This is a genomic window from Rhizobium sp. BK661 (assembly GCF_024808825.1).
In the GTDB taxonomy this organism is placed as follows: Bacteria; Pseudomonadota; Alphaproteobacteria; order Rhizobiales; family Rhizobiaceae; genus Rhizobium.
The window spans coordinates 26,262-40,559 of record NZ_JANTYT010000018.1 but is presented as its reverse complement, the minus strand read 5'-3'; the positions used below and the strand labels follow the sequence as shown (position 1 = coordinate 40,559).

Below are 14,298 nucleotides of genomic sequence, written 5' to 3'. Positions count from 1 at the left end.
TTCCTCAGCTTGGGAGTACGAGCGGCGGCGTTCTCACTTCGCTGCTTTTCGATAATACGCAGCCCATCAAACATCTCACTCTCCCCAGCGCGCTCCTGGGTATTCTGAGCCAGCAGTTGCGACGCAGCAATCTGCAGACCCCCGGCGACCATTTGCCGAACCCCATCCTTCCATTCCCACGCTCGGTCGGATAAGGACGAAAGCTTTTTGCGGGAATGTTCGACTGAGATGTTTTCTGAAGACGGCCGCTTCTGTGCATGTGACCACTATCCGGCCTCCGACCTCAGCGAGCACATAATCCTGTTCACCCAATGCGGGATCCCTTCAGCAGATTGTTCGCAACACACGTGGCATTTGCGACCCGACTCCGCGGGAGCCGGTGTCAAAAAAGGCACGGCAAAGTGCCCAGGCTGCTGCGGTCCTGACCGGATAGTTACCCCATGCCCGAAGGCACATCGACAGAAAGGCCGATATGGGCGTGGCTTCCCCTTCACTCTACCCGCCCTTGTGGAAGGGCCAGCCCCCCGACCAGATCCGTCGCGGACATCCAGGACACGGCCGAATGATCCACCGTCTCTTCGAATAGACGGGCAAGGAACGCCCGCTCTGAGGCGCCATGGACAAGATGGTGGGTGAGGATGCCGATCGGCTCGTCAACCGGGGCGGGCCGCTCCCGCGCGCAAGGGTCCTCTCCGCCGGCAAAACGGGTCCGCAATTCGCCAACCAGTTCCCTGACGAGATCCGCATGCGGTCGGTCGCCCCGCTGGCCCCGGGCATTGACGACGTCGACATGCGTGTTCAGGAGCCGGATCGGGCTATTGTCCCTCATTCTGCCGAACACAGACAGCACCTCGAAGCCTTGCTCTTCAAGGCGTGGGACAAGCTCCGCGCTGATCCTGTTCCATGGCGGCACCAGCATGGGAACAAGCTTCGGACCGTGAAGGAGCCGGAGCCTGTCCAGACCGTTGCGGAGCTGTGCCAACACGACGTCGGCGTGCCGATGGCTTCCGAGTTCCTGCTTCTTTTCGTCTGGACCCGCATGATTTTCATGCGACCAGCCGTGAACGGCAACAAGCACATGATCTTCCCGTGCAAGCCGTGCCACCAGCGCCTCGCCTGTGAAGGCCGGAATGACGGCAAGGGTCAGCGGAACGGTGGCCTGCCTGGTGGTATCGAGCAACTGTTCCAGCGCGTCCGTAACCTCGACGGCATCGTCGTCCCGCAGCCACAGGCGCGCTGTCCGGCCGGCGGACCGCCAGCGGTCGAGTTCCTGGCGCAAGGCCGCAAAGGTTTGGTCATCGCTCATGACTGTCGTGTCAAACAGGTCTGCAGGATCTGGTCAAGCATTTGCGCCGCAATCTCGAGCGACCGCTCTTCAAGAACGAAGCGGCGGGCATTTGCGCCCATCGCCTGTTGCCTGTCGGGCTCGTCGAGCAGCCTTGCGATCGCTGCAGAAACCGCCTCGATGTCGCCGTCCGCTGTCAACAGGCCCGTCTCGCCGTCGACGACCACCTCGGGAACACCCGCCGTCTTCTGGGCGACCACGGGAAGGCCGGCTGCCTGTGCCTCGAGATAGGCAAGGCCATAGGCCTCCCCTGCGCCCGGCCATATGTAGAGACCGGAGCGGCACAATTCGCGGGCAACTTCCTGTGCTCCAAGCTGTCCCAGCCATTCAATGCGCTCACCGAAGCCGGAAAAGAGCTGCTCGACCTCGCTGCGCATCGGCCCGTCGCCGGCGATCGCCAGTGTCCAGGGACGGTCCTGCAGACCGGCCAGTGCCTGCGCAAGCATGACATAGCTGCGCATCTTGTCGCCGCTCCTCATCATTGCAACGGCAATCAGACGTCCAGGCTCCCGGGCATGCGGCGATCCCTGGAAAAGTGCGGTATCGATGAAGGGCCTGAGAATGGCAAACGAACCGGAGGGCAAAGCCTCCGACAGGCCCCTCCTGTCACGCTCGGTCAGCGAGATGTTGACGGAAGCCTGTCCGAGACCATCGATAACCAGCCTTTGAAACGAGGCCCATGCATCCTCGTCGCGCTTTTTCGAATAGGACGCCTCGGCCGTGACATAGGGGATCGAGAACTCCCGGCAAAGGACTGGTCCGAAAAGATCCGGCGATTTGTAATAGGGATGGTAGCAGAACCAGAGATCGGGCCGAAGGCCGCCAGACAGGACATTGCGCAATCGCGCCAGCTCCTGGCGCGCGGCAGCCTGACGCTTGACGGTCTCTTCCGGGGTCGCGCAAAAACTCCGAAATTCGGAGATGACCTCGACGGAATGGCCGCGGAGCTCGAGAGCCTGCACAAGGAGGCGTGCCATGAGGCGATCGCCTGAAGGCACGGGATGGTTCGGGGACTTCAGCGGCGCGTAGAATGCAACCCGCATCACCATGTCTCCGCCGAGACACACTGTTTACAACAGATGCTCGGGCCTGCCGCCGGAAAATACGTTATTGTCAGCATGCCTGCTTTCTGCTGATAGAGTGAAAGGCGTTCGCAATCGCAGCGGCGGCAATTCAACCTCAATTCCGTCATCTCTATTGTATTTGGCACCTGGTATTCAAGAACGGGAATGAATGGCGACAGTCGCTGCCACCGGTATTTTTTCAGAGCGCTCGATCAGAAGGGCCCGGCTTGGCTCCGGGCTTGTCATGTTCCTGTTCGTCCTGCTGCATCTATCCAACCACGCGCTCGGACTGATTTCAGTGTCGGCCGCAGACGACGGGCGACGCATCTTCCTGGCGATCTGGCGCAACCCCGTGGGCACCTTCGTGTTCTACACTGCGGTGTTCGTCCATATCTGCCTTGTCCTTCGCTCCGTCTACAAGCGCCGCAGCCTGGTCATGCCGGCAGCGGAGATGGCGCAGATGGTGCTCGGGCTCGCCATTCCGCTGCTGTTGATGGACCATGTGATCGGTACCCGGATCGCCCATACCCTCTTCCACTACCGCGATGACTACGAGACGATCGTTCGCCTGCTCTGGGTCACCTCTCCGGGCGCCGGCTGGCGACAGGTCGTCGCCCTTCTTTTCGTCTGGACCCACGGATGCATCGGCCTGCATTTCTGGCTGCGCTACCGGCCCTGGTATGACCGTGTCGCCGCGATGCTCCTAGCCGTCGCGATCCTGCTGCCGGTACTCGCCATTCTCGGCTTTATCGAAATGGGTCGAACGATCGCCGAGCCGGCCTACGAGGGCATGGTCAATACCGATCGCTATCGCGACAACCTCAACACGCGCTACTACTCCAACCCCGAGGCGCAGCAGACGATCGCCATGATCCGGGCCGGTCTCTATGGCTCGTTTTCCGCAGCGCTCCTGATCGTTGTCGGTGCCAGGACCTTGAGACGGTGGCGCGAGCGCGTCGACCAGATCACCGTGCGCTATCCAGATGGCGAGGCGATAAGCGTCCCGCGCGGCTTCACGGTTCTGGAGGCAAGCCGTCTTGGCGGAGTTCCGCACTACTCTGTCTGCGGCGGCAAGGGGCAATGCTCGACCTGCCGCGTCCAGATCCTCAGCGACGACAACGACCTGCCGCCTCCCGATAAGCTGGAGCAGTCGACCCTCAAGAGGATCAAGGCGGCCTCTGACGTGCGTCTTGCCTGCCAGTTGCGGCCCACACACGACATCACCGTCGCGCCGTTGCTGGTGGCCGCGCCGGAAAACACATTACCGCCCAACACCCAGGAGACGAGCCCGGGGCGTGAGCGTGAGATCACCGTCCTCTTCTGCGACATCCGCCACTTCACCTCGCTCACCGAGACACGGCTTCCCTTCGATATCGTCTTTCTGCTCAACCGGTATTTCGCCCTTGTCGGCAATGCCGTCGAAAAGGTTGGCGGGCGCATCGACAAGTTCATTGGTGATGGCGCCATGGCGCTTTTCGGCATCGGCAACTCGGCCGAGGACGCGTGTCGCCAGGCGATCGAAGCGGCTGCCACGATCGTCCGTGACATCGCAAAGCTCGATGCGGAGCTGAGAGACGAGCTCATCATGCCACTTCACATTGCTATCGGCATTCATACCGGGCCCGCCGTTGTCGGAACCCTTGGCTATGGCCGCACGCGCAGCGTCACGGCCATCGGCGATACGGTCAATGTCGCAAGCCGCCTGGAGACTGCTGCCAAGGAGTTCAACGCTGCGATCGTCATTTCCGATGCGGTCGCAAGCCTTGCGGGTGCCGACACCACCCATGCGGAAAGCCGCGAAATCAGCGTCCGCGGCCGCGCCCTGCCCTTGAAAGTCTACGTCATTTCGAGCGACAAGGCCGTCAACCTCATCGAAGGAAAAGACAGATGAGCGGCCGCGTCTGGCTGACGGCGAAATTCTGGAGCAGGCGCCTTCGCAAGGCGCGCAATGCTGTCCTGACCAGGCTTTTCGACACCCGCACCGGACGGCGGCTGCTGATCGAGAACATCGGCCCGCGAGTGGTGTCGATGACGGTTGATGCTGGCGATCATCTGATGACGTTTTCGCCGGCCGACTACATCGGGCGGAAGGTGTTTCGCAAGGGACATTTCGAGCGCCAGCATGTCGACCGGCTGCTGGCGGTGCTGCGGGAACGCGGACTTTCGCACCAGCCAAGCTGTCTGCTTGAGATCGGTGGCAACATCGGCACGCAGACCGTCTACTTCGCGCTCAGCGGGGCTTACCGGCGCATCGTCAGCATGGAGCCCGACCCGCGCAACGTCGAATTGCTTCGGAAGAATATCGACCAGAACGGCCTCGATGGGACGGTGACGGTCGTCAACTGTGCCGCGGGAGCGACCACGGGCCGGATCGACTTCTTCATGAACGAAAACAACCACGGCAAGAGCAGTGCCTTCAGGAAAAGCCCCAGCGACCGAAAAATCAGTGTCCCGGTGAGGCCGGTGACTGAGGTTCTCCAGGAGCTTTTGATCAATCCTGCCGATATCGGTCTCGTCTGGATGGACATTGAAGGCTACGAACCTGTCGCCTGCCGGTCCATGACACCTCTCCTGTCCCGGCGCGTGCCATTCTACATGGAGTTCACGCCGCTCTTTTACGGCCCGCAGCAGACTGGAGAATTCGTAGAGATGCTCGCAGGCTACTACGAGACCTGCCTCGTCTTCTTCGACGACGAGCAACTGCCCCGCGAGATGCGTGTCGTCGATCTCCCCGGCGGCGTCGAGCAGTACGACATACTCTTCCTTCCCTGATCCAGGACGAGCGATCGACGCTCCCGGTGCGTTTGGTTAAGACCGGTGCCGGGGCGATTGTGGATGTTGCGAACTATCCTGCAAACTCATCTTGATTGTAAGTGGCATCGTGCTGCCACGCTGGAACTTGAGTAATACCCTCGCGGCTGCACTTTGCGAGTTCGCCGAACACCTTCGGCGGGCATCAGATATGGCAAAGATCCGGCGGCGTCTCGACAGATTCAAACCAGCAGCGCTAATTAGATCCGTCGGTAAAGGTAGTAGCGCCCCTCTTTGACACCAGTCGGCAGTGCGATGGGCTCGAGTTCTGGCCGGTCAAGCGGAAGGCCGCTCACAGCGATCCCGCCTTTGACAAGCACGCCCACCATCAGCTGCGGCAGCCATGTCAGTGTGACGGCATCGATCTCGTCATGCCCGGTGCCGATGTCGGCATGCGCCAGTGCTGCGCCGATGCCGAGAAAGGCCTGGCCGGACTCCCGGATATCGCCCGTCACCATATTTTCTTCCGGTGGTGTCGAGGAGGAATAGGAGCGGACCTCGCGGTCAAAGGCGATGATGCGCCGGTCGGGGAAAAGCTCGCGCAGGTGATCATAGGTCCGTCCGTTGCCGAGGCCGAATTCCAGCACAGGGCCCTGTGCCCCGTTCACCAGGTCGACCACGGCATTCAAAATGTCGCGCTGAGCCGTCAGGCGGCGGATGAAACTGTCCAGGCGGCTCATCTATGCCCTTGTCCATTCACTTAAATTTTCGGTCTGGTGCTATCATATGAAACCCCAGGCCGTCGATTGCCGTAGATGCAAAATCGCATTGCGGTGAGAGCATGGGTCTGTGCTAGGTTTTTGAAGATGAGCGACCTCTCCAACGATCGATTCTACGCCGACGTGCCAGTCTTTGCCGACTTCGAGCGGGTGACCGACACGAGCAATTACCGACCGCTGCCGGAGGGCTGGTTCCTGGCGGTTGCCGACATTGTCGGATCGACCAAGGCCATCGGCGCTGGCCGCTACAAGGACGTGAACATGGCCGGCGCCAGCGTCATTTCCGCGGTCCTGAACGCGGTGGACAGGGGCGACTATCCCTATGTGTTCGGCGGCGACGGTGCCGTTGTCGCACTCCCACAGGAGTTCGAGACGGCAGCGCGCGCCGCGTTGGCGGCAACGCAGCGATGGGTGGATGAAGAACTCGACCTTGCGCTGCGAATCGCGATCGTGCCGCTTGCGGATATTCGCAAGGAGGGTCTCGACGTGCGTGTGGCGCGCCATGCGGCGAGCGAAAACGTCGCCTATGCGATGTTTGCCGGCGGCGGCGCGTCCTGGGCCGAGCGGCAGATGAAGAACGGTCTTTATGGCATCGAGCCGGCGCCATCAGGGGCTCGGCCCGATCTGACCGGCTTGTCCTGCCGGTGGAATCCGATCAAGGCCCACAACGGCGAGATCGTCTCGATCATAGCCATACCGGCAGAAGATGGCAGGCCGAGCCCGGAATTCCGCAAGCTCGTGACGGAGGTGATTGCGCTGGCGGCAGAACAGGGGCGCGGCGGCCACCCGGTTCCATCAGGTGGCCCCGAGTTTTCCTTTTCGTTCAAGGGTTTCGATCGCGAGGCACGTGCCCTGGCAGCGCCTGGAAAGCGGCTCTGGACGAAGCTCTTCATCCTGTTCCAGAGTATCATGATCGTCCTGCTGCACACGTTCGGCCTGAAGCTTGGCCGTTTCGACGCCCGCCGCTATACCGAGGAGGTGTCCGGCAATTCCGATTTCCGCAAGTTCGACGACGGCCTGAAAATGACGATCGACGTCGATGCTTCGCACCTTGCCCGGATCGAGGCGCTGCTCGAGGAGGGAGAGGCAAAGGGCGTGGCCCGCTATGGGCTGCATCGCCAGTCCTCCGCCTTGATGACCTGCTTCGTGCCGACGCCGATGTCGCACGACCACGTGCATTTCATCGATGGGGCCAGCGGCGGCTACGCTGTCGCCGCAAGCCAGATCTCAGGCAAGACGCTTTCCCCCGCCGACATTACGCCTTGATGATGTGGTCTCCGGCAAGGCCGAGCCGCGCAAAGACGTTGCGCGTATCGACGATCAGCGGCGCGTTGCGGGTGATCGCTGCATAGTCGAGCTGGTCATGATCCGTCGCGACGAGGATTGCGTCATAGGACGCGATGGTTTCGCGGGTGAGGTCGACCGACGCGCGGCCCTTCAGATGCTGATATTCGCGTGTCGAGGGAATCTCGCCGACCAGCGGATCGTGATAGTCAGCCTTCCCGCCACGCTCCTCGATGACCTCGATCAAGCGCAGCGACGGGCTTTCGCGGATGTCGGCGACGTTCTTCTTGTAGGCGAGACCAAGAACCAGCACCCGCGAGCGGCTGAGCGCCTTGCCGGCACGCATGTCGAGCGCCTCGGCGAGCTTGGCGACCACGTAGCGCGGCATGGCCGAGTTGATCTCGCCGGCAAGTTCGATGAAGCGGGTCGGCAGTTCGTATTCGCGCGACTTCCAGGTCAGGTAGAAGGGGTCGATCGGGATGCAATGCCCGCCGAGGCCGGGGCCGGGATAGAATGGCATGTAGCCGAACGGCTTGGTCTTGGCCGCGTCGATGACCTCCCAGACATCGATCCCCATGGCGGCGTAGACCGTCTTCAATTCGTTGACAAGGGCAATGTTGACGGAGCGGAAGATGTTCTCCGTCAGCTTGACCGCCTCGGCCGTTGCGTTGGACGAGACCGGAACGACGGTCTTGACCGCGGCGCTGTAGAACCCAACCATCAGCGAGAGGGCATCCGCGCCGTCGCCGGCGACGATCTTCGGGATGGTCGCTGTGTTGAAGTGCTGATTGCCCGGATCCTCGCGTTCCGGCGAGAAACCAACGAAGAAGTCGGTGCCCGATTTGAGGCCGGTGGTCTCCAGGATCACCTTGACGACATCGTCGGTCGTGCCGGGATAGGTCGTCGATTCCAGCACCACGAGCTGGCCGCTTCTCAGATGCACTGCGATCGACCGGGCCGTTGCCTCGACGAAGGAAAGATCAGGATCGCGGTGGCGGGTGAGCGGTGTCGGAACGCAGATGATGATGACGTCGCAGCCGGCAAGCTCTCCAAAATCTATGGTGGGCGAAAAGCGCTTCTCGTCGATCGCGAGCGCAAGGTCGCCGCTTGTGACGGCATCGATATAGGAGCGTTTCGCGTCGAGCGAGACGACTTTGGCGGGGTCGATGTCGAAACCGGTGACGGCAAAGCCGCTACGGGCAATGGCGATCGCCAGCGGCAGGCCGACATAGCCGAGCCCGATGACACCAGCCCGGGCGGTGCGTGCTTCAATCTTGCGTGAAAGGGCGTCATAGGCGGGGGAACGTGGCAAGGAAGATCTCGCGTGAATGCTGAAGGTTCTCCTGATCTAATGGAAGACCGTGGCAATTGAAACCCGCCTTCAATCGACATGGTTCGATGCCGGAAACCGGCTTTGACAGAGCCACTCTGACAGGCCTTGCGCCGGGGCGGCGAGATGATCCTGTCGCCTGCGGTGAGTGTGACAAAAATGACTCAGCCCGTCCCGGGAGATTCGGTCGGGCCTCAAAAACTGCGCCAAGACCATTGTTCGAAACCTGCGCGCTGCCTATTTACGTGGAGTAACGAAACGAGAAAGGATTGCCTGCCCTGCCCATCACATCAACGGGTTGACAGGTGCCACTGCCGTGCTCCCGGCAGATCGTTGACACTATATTACCGCTCGTCCATCCTCCTCCCCCTCTTGCGCAAAAGATGCTGCAGGCAGGGTTTCTGGCGTTTTTTTGGGTTGGACGTGCTCTATGAGGATATTACCGAGAATGGGCACGATCGAATCCAGCGTCTCGTCTATTTTATTGGACCGGGTTGCCGAATGGCTAACCAATTCCTCCCTTGCCGGCGATGATCTCGAGACCATCGTTCGCGGATTTTGTGAGCGGATCGCCTCCGCTGGCCTGCCGATCGCGCGTGTGCACCTGACCTTCTCGATGCTGCACCCGCTCTACGATGCCTTGAGCTTTACCTGGCGGCGTGCGAGCGGCGTCACGATCGAAGGCTATCGCCACACCGTCGGCCAGAAACCGGACCGCTTTCTGCAGAGCCCGTATTATTATCTCCTCGACAACAACCTGCAGCACATAAGACGCCGCATCCCGGCCGAGGGTCCGGCGGAATTTCCGGTGTTCATCGACCTTAGGCAGGAGGGGATCACCGACTACCTCGCCTTCGTCCAGCCGTTCGGCGACGGGTCGGTGCAGGGGATGATGGGGTCATGGTCGACGGACAGCCATGTAGGCTTTTCCGACGACATGATCGAGGCGCTCCTGCGCATGCAGAACCACCTGGCCGTCGCAGCGAAGATGGCCGTCCTCGGCAAGCTCGCCAATAACATGCTGACCACTTACCTGGGCGGCGATGCCGGCAAGCGGGTGCTGAACGGCCAGATCCGGCGCGGCGACGGCGAGACGATCCGCGCCGCGCTCGTCATGGGCGACATGCGGCAATCGACGGTCTATGCCGAGAAGGAGGGCCGGCAGGCCTATATCGACACGCTGAACCAGTTCTTCGACGCAATCGCCGCGCCCTTCAACCGCAATGGTGGCGAAATCCTGAGCTTCCTCGGAGACGGGTTCCTGGCGGTCTATCCCTGTGGCCGGCACAAGGACCCCTCCAAGATTGCCTGCCAGGCGGCGTTGACGGCTGTTCACCAGGCGCAGGCGCGTGTCGCCGAGCTGAACAGGGAGCGTCTCGAGCAGGGCCTCAGCAAGGTTTCCTACGGCATCGGCCTGCACGTCGGCAACGTGATGTTCGGGAATGTCGGTCTCAAGGACCGGCTGACCTTCTCGGCCTTCGGCTCCGCGGTCAACGAAGTGCAGCGCCTGCAGTCGCTGACAAAGAAATATTCGAGCGAGGTCGTGGCGAGCCAGGCTTTTGCCGGCTACTGCGGCGGCGAATGGCATACGCTCGGCGAGGAAAAGCTGCGCGGGGTCCGCCAGAAGGTTACCGTCCTGCAGCCCCGCATTGCGGCACCGGCGATCCATGTCGAGGAAGGCTTTCACGAGGTGGCGCCGGCAGCGCTTTCGGAAGCCGAGCAGGTCATCATGCTTCATCGCGACGCACGCCGGCAGGCCGTGAAGCCTGCTGTCGAGACGTTCGTCCAGCAGGGTCCCGACGCGCGGTAAAGGGCCGGTCGCCGGCCTTTTCAATCCCTTGAAACGCCCCATTTTTTGCGTGTCCGTCATCAACTGGACACCCTCATTGCGGTACGGTAGTGTGCCTGCACGGGAACAAAGAAAAACTGGGGAATATCATTGGTATGGCGTCCGCCTCGGATCTGTTGCGCATCGAGAACCTCGACATTTCATTCTCGGTTTTCGGCGATCGACTGCGCGTCGTAAGAAACGCCAATCTTCGCATATTGCCAGGCAAGGTGACGGCCCTGGTCGGAGAATCCGGCTCTGGAAAATCCGTCATCAGCCAGGCCGTCATGGGCATCCTCCCGAATGCCGCGACGGCTGAAGGCCGTATCCTGTTTACCGACCCCCTGAACGGCAAGACCACCGACATCCTGAGGTATTCGCGCGACAGCGAGGAAATTCGTGACCTGCGCGGTCGACGCATGGCGACGATCTTTCAGGAGCCCATGACATCGCTGTCGCCATTGCACACGGTCGGCAACCAGATCAGTGAAGCACTTCTGATCCATACGGAAGCCGACAAGAAGGAGGCTCGCGAGAAGACCGAGGAAATGCTCGGCCTCGTTGGCTTTGCCGATCCGAAGCGAACCTTCGACATGTATCCCTTCGAGCTTTCGGGCGGCATGCGGCAGCGCGCGATGATCGCGATGGCCCTGATCTGCAACCCGGCGCTTCTGATTGCCGACGAGCCGACGACGGCGCTCGACGTGACAATCCAGGCGCAGATCCTCGAGCTGTTGCGCGACCTGCAGCACAAGCTCGGCATGGCAATGCTTCTGATTACCCACGACCTCGGCGTCGTCGCCAACATGGCCGACGAGGTCGTGGTGATCTACCACGGCGAGATCATGGAAGCGGGACCGGTCGGTCCGATCTTCCGCAACCCGCAGCATCCCTATCTCAAAGGGCTCATGGCTGCAGTGCCGCATTTCGACATGCGGGAAGGCGAGCGCCTCAAGGCGCTCAGGGATGTTCCCGTAAATCTGGAATCCCTGATCGGCAAGAAGAAGGTGAAGGCCGAGGGACCGGAATTGCTGCTCTCGGTCAACAATCTCTCGAAGAGCTTCAAGACGCGCAATCGCGGCCTGTTCGGAACCCGCGAAGCTGCTGTCGTCCGCGCGGTCGATGATGTCAGCTTCGACATCCGCAGGGGTGAATGCCTCGGGCTCGTCGGCGAATCCGGATGCGGCAAGACGACCGTCAGCAAGATCCTGATGCGGGCCGTGACACCCGATAGCGGTTCGGTGATCTTCAACGACGGCAAGGACGTCATCGATGTTCTCTCTGTCAACGGCGACGACCTGCAGGAGTTGCGTACGAAGGTCCAGATGGTGTTTCAGGACCCGGTGTCCTCGCTGTCGCCGCGCATGACGGTCCGGAACATCCTCAGCGAGCCGCTGGAGATCCATGACCGCGGCAACAGCGACGAGCGCAAGCAGCGCGTCGAGGCGCTGATGGGGGCGATCGGACTGGACCGGCGCTACCTGAACCGCTATCCGCACAGCTTCTCCGGAGGCCAGCGCCAGCGCATCGGCATTGCCCGCGCACTGGCGCTCGGGCCGAAGCTCATCATCCTCGACGAGCCTGTGTCGGCGCTCGACGTCTCGGTCCAGGCGCAGATCCTGAACCTGCTCAAGGACCTGCAGAAGGAACTCGGGCTCACCTACCTTTTCATTTCGCACAACCTTGCGGTCGTCGATTACATGGCCGACCGGATCGCCGTCATGTGCAAGGGACGCATTGTCGAGATCGCGCCCCGCTCGATCATTCTGCGCGATCCTGTCCATCCCTACACGAAGTCGCTTCTGGCAGCCGTTCCCTTCCCCGACCTCGACCGGCCACTCGACTTCGAGGCGCTGCGAAGGAACGGCGCCGCCGACAAGCAGAACTGGGGTGTCACCTTTACGGCTGAACACGACGACGCTTCCGAGCTCGACTACGCCGATCTCGGCAACGGTCACCTTGTCAGGGCCCGCAAGGGTGCGGACGCAAAGGAGCTCCGCTCATGGTAACGCGACGCACATTTCTGACTGGCCTGATTGGCTCGACCGTCCTTCCCGCTGCCGGGAAGGCGGCCTCGGAAGACCGTGACATAGAGCCGGAGTTTTTGCGGGACTGGCTACGGGCCGGTCGCATTCCTCCCATGGCGGACCGGCTGCCGGCACATCCGCGGATCGTCAACATGAGGGCGGCGGGGCGGCAACCCGGCGTTTATGGCGGCACGGTGCGCACGATCATCGGCAGCCAGAAGGACATCCGCTACATGACCGTCTATGGCTATTCCCGCCTGGTCGGTTACGACAAGCACCTGGTGTTCCAGCCCGATATCCTGCTTGGTTTTGAATCGACCGACGATACAGTCTTCACCTTCCACCTGCGCGAGGGACATCGCTGGTCCGACGGCCACCCGTTCACGGTCGACGATTTCCAATACTGGTGGGAGGACGTGATCCTCGACAAGAACCTGACACCGGGCGGTGGCGCGCTCGAGCTCAGGCCGCATGGCAACCTGCCGAAATTCGAGGTCGTCGATAACCTGACGGTACGATACAGCTGGGAGCGGCCGAACCCGATGTTCATGCCGGCCCTCGCCGGCCCGCTGCCTCTCGTGATTTTCGGGCCTGGCCACTACCTCAAGCAGTTTCACAAGAAGTACCAGGACGATTTTCGTCTCTCGGCGCTGATGAAGCAGAACCGGGTCAAGAAGTGGGCGGACCTGCACATCAAGATGTCGCGGGCATCGCGCCCCGAGAATCCCGAGCTGCCGACGCTCGATCCATGGCAGAACACCACCCCCCTGCCCTCGGAACAGTTCGTGTTCGTGCGCAATCCCTTCTTCCACCGGGTTGACGAGAACGGAGTACAGCTTCCCTATATCGACAAGTTCATCCTGAACGTCAGCTCGTCCTCGATCATCGCGGCAAAGGCGGGTGCCGGTGAATCCGACCTGCAGGCCACCGGCGTCGACTTCAACGACTACACCTTCCTGAAGGATGCAGAAAAGCGGTTCCCCGTAAAGGTCAACCTTTGGAAGCAGGTGCGTGGGTCGCGCGTGGCGCTGCTGCCGAACCTAAACTGTGCCGACGATGTCTGGCGCAAGCTCTTCCGCGAAACTCGCGTAAGGCGCGCCCTGTCGCTCGCGATCGACCGGCACGAGATCAACATGGTAGCCTTCTACGGTCTCGGCAAGGCAAGCGCCGACACCGTACTGCCCGACAGCCCGCTCTTCCGGCAGGAATATGCGGATGCGTTCATCGCGCATGACAAGGATCAGGCAAACAAGCTCCTTGACGAGGTGGGGCTGAAGGACCGGGACGACGAGGGGATCCGTCTCCTGCCGGATGGCCGCCGCGCCGAGATCACCGTCGAGACGGCTGGCGAGAGCAACCTCGATACCGATGTCCTGGAGCTGGTGCGTGATCATTGGCGCGAGGTGGGCATCGCCCTTTACACCCGCACTTCGCAGCGCGATGTGTTCCGCAGCCGCGCCATGAGCGGCACGATCATGATGTCGATCTGGTACGGCATCGAAAACGGTGTCGCAACCGCCGACATGTCCCCGGGCCAGCTCGCGCCGACCATGGACGACCAGCTGCAATGGCCACTCTGGGGAATGCATTACCTCTCGGCCGGACAGGAAGGCAGTCCGCCGGACCTGCCCGAGGTCCAGCAGCTCGTCGATCTCCTGAAGCATTGGGGCGATACCATGCGGTTCGAGGAGCGCGAGGTGATCTGGCACCAGATGCTGTCGCTCTATACCCAGCAGGTCTTCTCGATCGGCCTGATCAATAGCACCCTGCAGCCGATCCTGAGCTCGGCAAAGCTCCAGAACGTGCCGACGGAGGCGCTCTATGGCTTCGATCCGACCTCCTATCTCGGCCTCTACATGCCGGATTCCTTCTGGTTCAAGGAGGCCTGAG

Annotated in this window: 10 protein-coding genes; 6 read left to right on the top strand and 4 right to left on the bottom strand. The window is 61.6% G+C overall.

From position 1 onward, the window contains the following. Nucleotides 1-490: 490 nt before the first annotated feature. Both FHX16_RS25060 and FHX16_RS25055 read right to left on the bottom strand, forming a co-directional pair. Nucleotides 491-1,306, bottom strand: a complete 816-nt coding sequence (locus tag FHX16_RS25060) for a polysaccharide deacetylase family protein (RefSeq protein ID WP_259130943.1) — start codon at nt 1,304-1,306, stop codon at nt 491-493. Then, nucleotides 1,303-2,388 (bottom strand): glycosyltransferase family 4 protein, encoded by a 1,086-nt coding sequence (locus tag FHX16_RS25055; protein WP_259130941.1) that lies wholly within the window; start codon nt 2,386-2,388, stop codon nt 1,303-1,305. The genes FHX16_RS25060 and FHX16_RS25055 overlap by 4 nt, the downstream gene beginning before the upstream one ends. 190 nt (nt 2,389-2,578) lie before the next feature. Here FHX16_RS25055 and FHX16_RS25050 point away from each other — a divergent pair, with 190 nt between their 5' ends. Together FHX16_RS25050 and FHX16_RS25045 are read left to right on the top strand one after the other, a co-directional pair. Next, nucleotides 2,579-4,300 (top strand): adenylate/guanylate cyclase domain-containing protein, encoded by a 1,722-nt coding sequence (locus FHX16_RS25050; RefSeq protein WP_259130939.1) that lies wholly within the window; start codon nt 2,579-2,581, stop codon nt 4,298-4,300. Further along, a complete protein-coding gene (locus FHX16_RS25045; protein WP_259130937.1) occupies nt 4,297-5,181 on the top strand; it encodes an FkbM family methyltransferase in 885 nt (294 codons plus the stop codon). The genes FHX16_RS25050 and FHX16_RS25045 overlap by 4 nt, the downstream gene beginning before the upstream one ends. Nucleotides 5,182-5,420: 239 nt before the next feature. On the opposite strand, the gene FHX16_RS25040 is transcribed toward FHX16_RS25045, so the two are convergent. Next, nucleotides 5,421-5,900, bottom strand: coding sequence for a class I SAM-dependent methyltransferase (locus FHX16_RS25040; RefSeq protein ID WP_183757331.1), 480 nt, complete (start codon nt 5,898-5,900; stop codon nt 5,421-5,423). Nucleotides 5,901-6,026: 126 nt separating this feature from the next. Between FHX16_RS25040 and FHX16_RS25035 the strand changes: the two genes are divergently transcribed. Then, complete coding sequence (locus FHX16_RS25035) at nt 6,027-7,205, top strand: DUF3095 domain-containing protein (RefSeq protein WP_183757332.1); 1,179 nt, start codon at nt 6,027-6,029, stop codon at nt 7,203-7,205. Here the strand turns inward: FHX16_RS25035 and FHX16_RS25030 are convergent. Beyond that, nucleotides 7,195-8,535 carry a nucleotide sugar dehydrogenase gene (locus FHX16_RS25030; RefSeq protein WP_259130934.1) on the bottom strand — a complete coding sequence of 447 codons (1,341 nt, stop codon included), beginning with the start codon at nt 8,533-8,535 and terminating at the stop codon, nt 7,195-7,197. The two genes, FHX16_RS25035 and FHX16_RS25030, sit on opposite strands and share 11 nt — an antisense overlap. Before the next feature lie 466 nt (nt 8,536-9,001). Between FHX16_RS25030 and FHX16_RS25025 the strand changes: the two genes are divergently transcribed. From FHX16_RS25025 to FHX16_RS25015, 3 genes are all read left to right on the top strand, one after another. Then, nucleotides 9,002-10,363, top strand: coding sequence for an adenylate/guanylate cyclase domain-containing protein (locus FHX16_RS25025; protein WP_183757334.1), 1,362 nt, complete (start codon nt 9,002-9,004; stop codon nt 10,361-10,363). A gap of 134 nt (nt 10,364-10,497) precedes the next feature. Beyond that, on the top strand, nt 10,498-12,390 hold the full coding sequence (locus FHX16_RS25020) for an ABC transporter ATP-binding protein (protein ID WP_259130931.1): 1,893 nt from the start codon (nt 10,498-10,500) through the stop codon (nt 12,388-12,390). Then, nucleotides 12,384-14,297 carry an ABC transporter substrate-binding protein gene (locus tag FHX16_RS25015; RefSeq protein ID WP_259130929.1) on the top strand — a complete coding sequence of 638 codons (1,914 nt, stop codon included), beginning with the start codon at nt 12,384-12,386 and terminating at the stop codon, nt 14,295-14,297. The genes FHX16_RS25020 and FHX16_RS25015 overlap by 7 nt, the downstream gene beginning before the upstream one ends. Nucleotide 14,298: the final 1 nt, after the last annotated feature.

What these genes read in the sequence shown, in the direction of transcription:
- FHX16_RS25015 (WP_259130929.1), top strand. Translation starts at nt 12,384, where the DNA reads ATGGTAACGCGACGCACATTTCTGACTGGCCTGATTGGCTCGACCGTC.
- FHX16_RS25060 (WP_259130943.1), bottom strand. Translation starts at nt 1,306, where the DNA reads ATGAGCGATGACCAAACCTTTGCGGCCTTGCGCCAGGAACTCGACCGC.
- FHX16_RS25040 (WP_183757331.1), bottom strand. Translation starts at nt 5,900, where the DNA reads ATGAGCCGCCTGGACAGTTTCATCCGCCGCCTGACGGCTCAGCGCGAC.
- FHX16_RS25050 (WP_259130939.1), top strand. Translation starts at nt 2,579, where the DNA reads ATGGCGACAGTCGCTGCCACCGGTATTTTTTCAGAGCGCTCGATCAGA.
- FHX16_RS25055 (WP_259130941.1), bottom strand. Translation starts at nt 2,388, where the DNA reads ATGCGGGTTGCATTCTACGCGCCGCTGAAGTCCCCGAACCATCCCGTG.
- FHX16_RS25025 (WP_183757334.1), top strand. Translation starts at nt 9,002, where the DNA reads ATGGGCACGATCGAATCCAGCGTCTCGTCTATTTTATTGGACCGGGTT.
- FHX16_RS25020 (WP_259130931.1), top strand. Translation starts at nt 10,498, where the DNA reads ATGGCGTCCGCCTCGGATCTGTTGCGCATCGAGAACCTCGACATTTCA.
- FHX16_RS25035 (WP_183757332.1), top strand. Translation starts at nt 6,027, where the DNA reads ATGAGCGACCTCTCCAACGATCGATTCTACGCCGACGTGCCAGTCTTT.
- FHX16_RS25045 (WP_259130937.1), top strand. Translation starts at nt 4,297, where the DNA reads ATGAGCGGCCGCGTCTGGCTGACGGCGAAATTCTGGAGCAGGCGCCTT.